General features: G+C 59.0%; 6 protein-coding genes. 5 read left to right on the top strand and 1 reads right to left on the bottom strand.

Annotated elements, in window-relative coordinates; translation table 11 throughout:
• The 5 genes from PHP59_RS12250 to PHP59_RS12230 all read left to right on the top strand — a co-directional run.
• The coding region (locus PHP59_RS12250; RefSeq protein WP_366943771.1) for a hypothetical protein at positions 1 to 545 on the top strand (545 nt) is incomplete at its 5' end.
• A gap of 135 nt (positions 546 to 680) precedes the next feature.
• A complete protein-coding gene (locus tag PHP59_RS12245; protein WP_300167383.1) occupies positions 681 to 1,052 on the top strand; it encodes a nucleotidyltransferase domain-containing protein in 372 nt (123 codons plus the stop codon).
• Positions 1,049 to 1,504 (top strand): DUF86 domain-containing protein, encoded by a 456-nt coding sequence (locus tag PHP59_RS12240; protein ID WP_300167381.1) that lies wholly within the window; start codon positions 1,049 to 1,051, stop codon positions 1,502 to 1,504. The genes PHP59_RS12245 and PHP59_RS12240 overlap by 4 nt, the downstream gene beginning before the upstream one ends.
• A gap of 277 nt (positions 1,505 to 1,781) precedes the next feature.
• Positions 1,782 to 2,339, top strand: coding sequence for a MarR family transcriptional regulator (locus PHP59_RS12235; protein WP_300167379.1), 558 nt, complete (start codon positions 1,782 to 1,784; stop codon positions 2,337 to 2,339).
• Positions 2,323 to 2,748 carry a HEPN domain-containing protein gene (locus PHP59_RS12230; protein ID WP_300167377.1) on the top strand — a complete coding sequence of 142 codons (426 nt, stop codon included), beginning with the start codon at positions 2,323 to 2,325 and terminating at the stop codon, positions 2,746 to 2,748. The genes PHP59_RS12235 and PHP59_RS12230 overlap by 17 nt, the downstream gene beginning before the upstream one ends.
• Before the next feature lie 199 nt (positions 2,749 to 2,947).
• Here the strand turns inward: PHP59_RS12230 and PHP59_RS12225 are convergent.
• The coding region (locus tag PHP59_RS12225; RefSeq protein ID WP_300167375.1) for a hypothetical protein at positions 2,948 to 3,157 on the bottom strand (210 nt) is incomplete at its 5' end.

Raw genomic sequence — 3,157 nt, 5'->3', positions numbered from 1 at the left:
ATGCCTGTGACATCCCGGGAGTCCTGGCAGGAGAACAACCAATGACAGATTTCACCCTGTCCACCACGAACAAGACATCGGTGCGGAAACTCGCCGCCCCGATCGCCGATGCCGCCACCTTCAACGGCATCATCGAGCAGATCCTCGCCGACAACCCCTGGGGATGCACGTCCTGGGAGTCGGGCGGCATCACCCACGACCCTGTCGAGAAGGTCTCAGAGGCCTACACGGCCCGTATCGTCTATGAGAACGCACCCGGTACGGTCGTCGGCAACGCCGCCGCACGCGCACCCACCCTCGCCGGCTTCACCGCGGCGAAGACCGAACTCCTCGGCAATGCGGCGCTTGCGTCAGCCATCGGCGGTTCCGCGGTCGCCGACCCGGACCGCGAGGCGTACGCCTGCCGCCTCCGCTGCCACGACCCCGACGGCGAGGTGTACGCGGTCGCCTTTACCCGCACCTCCCTGCGGGTCTCGTCCTACGAGGACGACATCGTCCTTGCGGTCATCGAGACCTGGGCGGACGGCGTACCGATCCTTGCATGAGAGGGGATATCCCCCCTCTTTTTTCCAGTCTTCATCTGGACCTCCTCCGTCGTCCCCCCATGGCCGTACCGGCAGTCCGTCCTGCCGCCAGAAGAGTTATGAGAAGAAAGACCCATCCTCTTACCAGTGTACCAGGTGTCTGTGATCGAGAGGCTCCAGAGAGTCGAGGGGTTCGAGAGAGTCCGTTTTGTCATCCTCTACGGCTCCGCCTCACGGGGAGAGGAGAGGGAGGACTCGGATATCGACCTCTGCGTCTTCTTCAACGGGGACCGTGAGGAGGCGTCGCACTTCAGGTTTCGCGCCCTGTCAGAACTCTTCAGCGACAGGTACGACCTCCAGATCTTTCAGCAGCTCCCTCTCTATGTCAGGGTGGAGTCCTTGCGCGGCCAGGTGCTCTACTGCCCTGACGAACAGTTCCTGTACGACGTCGCGGTCGAGACCATCAGGGAATTCGACGCATTCAAACACCGCCTCTACGACTATATCGGCGAGAGGGCGATACCATGAGCGGGATGCTCAGGAGTGCCGCCATCAGGACCAAACTCCAGGAGATGACCGAGAGCATCGGCATGGTCCGGGAACACCTGCCCGATTCTGCCGATGCATTCACCCGCCTCGGGATCGTCAGGGACGGCATCTACAAGAGAGTGGAATATGCGGTTGAGAATGTCTTCGATATCTGTGCGATGCTGAACACCGACCTCCGCCTCGGCGTGCCCGGCACAGACGAGGATATCGTCGACCACCTGATACAGCACGGTGTGCTCAGCAGAGCGATGCTCACGAGCCTCAAGGCAATGAAAGGGTTCAGAAACATCGTCGTCCACCGCTACGGAGCGATCGATGATGCCCTCACCTTTGCGATCCTGCAGGAGCATATCGGAGATTTCACTCAGTTCAGGCAGGAGGTCGAGGCATTTTTGAGCAGCCGGGATGCTGCGGCTGACGACCAGCCCTGAATATCAGTGTATCCATCTTTTTTCTGAAAGAAAAGCGAGGATATATCGCCGACACGGAACGCTCCTTGCGGCAGGTCGAGCTCGCCGGATAGAGATTGGCTGTGTCTCCGGACCACGGACATTTTTCAAAAAAGCAGGTCTTCGATCGTTTCCGGCCTGGGGGCGGACAGAGCCTCATCCTCCGCCTGCCCTGCGATCAGGTCGCCGCAAACCCCGGTAGAGGACGAGCGTCCCCCACCAGCAGATTGACATAGATAGTGTTCACATATACGAACATATGTTCGACGATACGAACATACTCTCACCGACTTCATTTCTGCTTCTCCGATTTCTGGGAAGAAACTACCGTGAAGAGTTTTATGTCCGCGAGATCGCCCGGGTGCTCCACCTGGGAGCGGGATCTGCAAGTGAAACCCTTGCTCGCCTTTCAGAGGCCGGCCTTCTCCACCGCCAGGAGAGAGGACGTCTTGTGCTGTACCGGGCGGCGATGGAGAGCCCGCTCCTCCGGGAGATAAAGGTCTGTGCCACGCTCCTTGAGATAAACTCCCTGGTCCTCCATTTGCAGGGAAAGGTGAGACGGGCGATACTCTTCGGGAGCGCGGCAACCGGCGAAGACACCGACGAGAGCGATATCGATCTCTTCATCGAGACAGGGGATCTTTCCGGGGCGGCAGAGACTATTGCAGCGGTTCAGGCCGGACTCGACCGCGAGATCTCGCCGGTCATCCTCACGCCCGGCGAGTTCCGTTCATTGAAGACGACGGACCGAGCTCTCTACGAGCGCATACTCGGAGGAAAGACTTTGATCGAGGAGTACGATGAAGTATCAGTTTGAGCAGTGCCTGAAAAGAGGGAAGATCGTGCGCATACCGGTCGATCAGGCACTGGTCGCAAAAGAGGTGCGGGAAGCAGGAGAAGACCTCACTGCTGCCGAGCACTCCCTTGCAGAGGGGAACATGAAGTGGGCGATCATCCAGGGGTACTATGCACAGTTCCATGCCCTGCGTGCGCTGGTGTTTGCCGGCGGCTATCGAGAAAAGAGCCACACCTGTCTTCGGCATGCCGTCGAAGCGCTGTATATCGATGAAAACATTCTTCCGTCGTCTGTACTTGAAGATTTCACCTTTGCGATGCGCACGCGCGAGGGCGCGGATTACGGGTGTGTCTATTCGGAAAAGGATGCCCATGACGTGGTGACGTCGGCAGGGGCGGTGCTCGATCTGGTCAGGGCCATGCTTGAGTGAGGAGAGAACACCAATCACGCGTACCTGCAAGAACCGTCTCGGGTGGTCACCGCCTCCCTGCCCGGACGATTGAGCACCGGATCGCTACACGAGGGAATGAATGATTCCAGAAAGGTGCGCGTTCTGTAAAGGAACATCGCATGAAGGAAAAAAACCTGAGTTCATCGCACGGGTGAAGGACTCGATCCTGCCGGCACAGTCAGAGGTACAGCCGGTCGTCTTTCACAGGGGGACGGCCTTCCAGATCCCTGATATACCGTGCAGTCCTCCCCCCGTCACCACGTCGACCGTGCGGCTCCTGGAAGGACCGGACAAATAAACATCCCCGGCGATTGACCATTCCGACCTCTCCTTTCAGCACAGGTGTTCCTGGTCGACGACTTCCTATCCTCCCGACCGGGGACGTCAG

Source organism: Methanofollis sp., from assembly GCF_028702905.1.
In the GTDB taxonomy this organism is placed as follows: domain Archaea; phylum Halobacteriota; class Methanomicrobia; order Methanomicrobiales; family Methanofollaceae; genus Methanofollis.
This window is presented reverse-complemented; position numbering and strand designations above follow the sequence as displayed.

Excerpts from the sequence above, each read along its gene's own strand:
- PHP59_RS12240 (WP_300167381.1), top strand. The coding sequence starts at position 1,049 with ATGAGCGGGATGCTCAGGAGTGCCGCCATCAGGACCAAACTCCAGGAG.
- PHP59_RS12235 (WP_300167379.1), top strand. The coding sequence starts at position 1,782 with ATGTTCGACGATACGAACATACTCTCACCGACTTCATTTCTGCTTCTC.
- PHP59_RS12230 (WP_300167377.1), top strand. The coding sequence starts at position 2,323 with ATGAAGTATCAGTTTGAGCAGTGCCTGAAAAGAGGGAAGATCGTGCGC.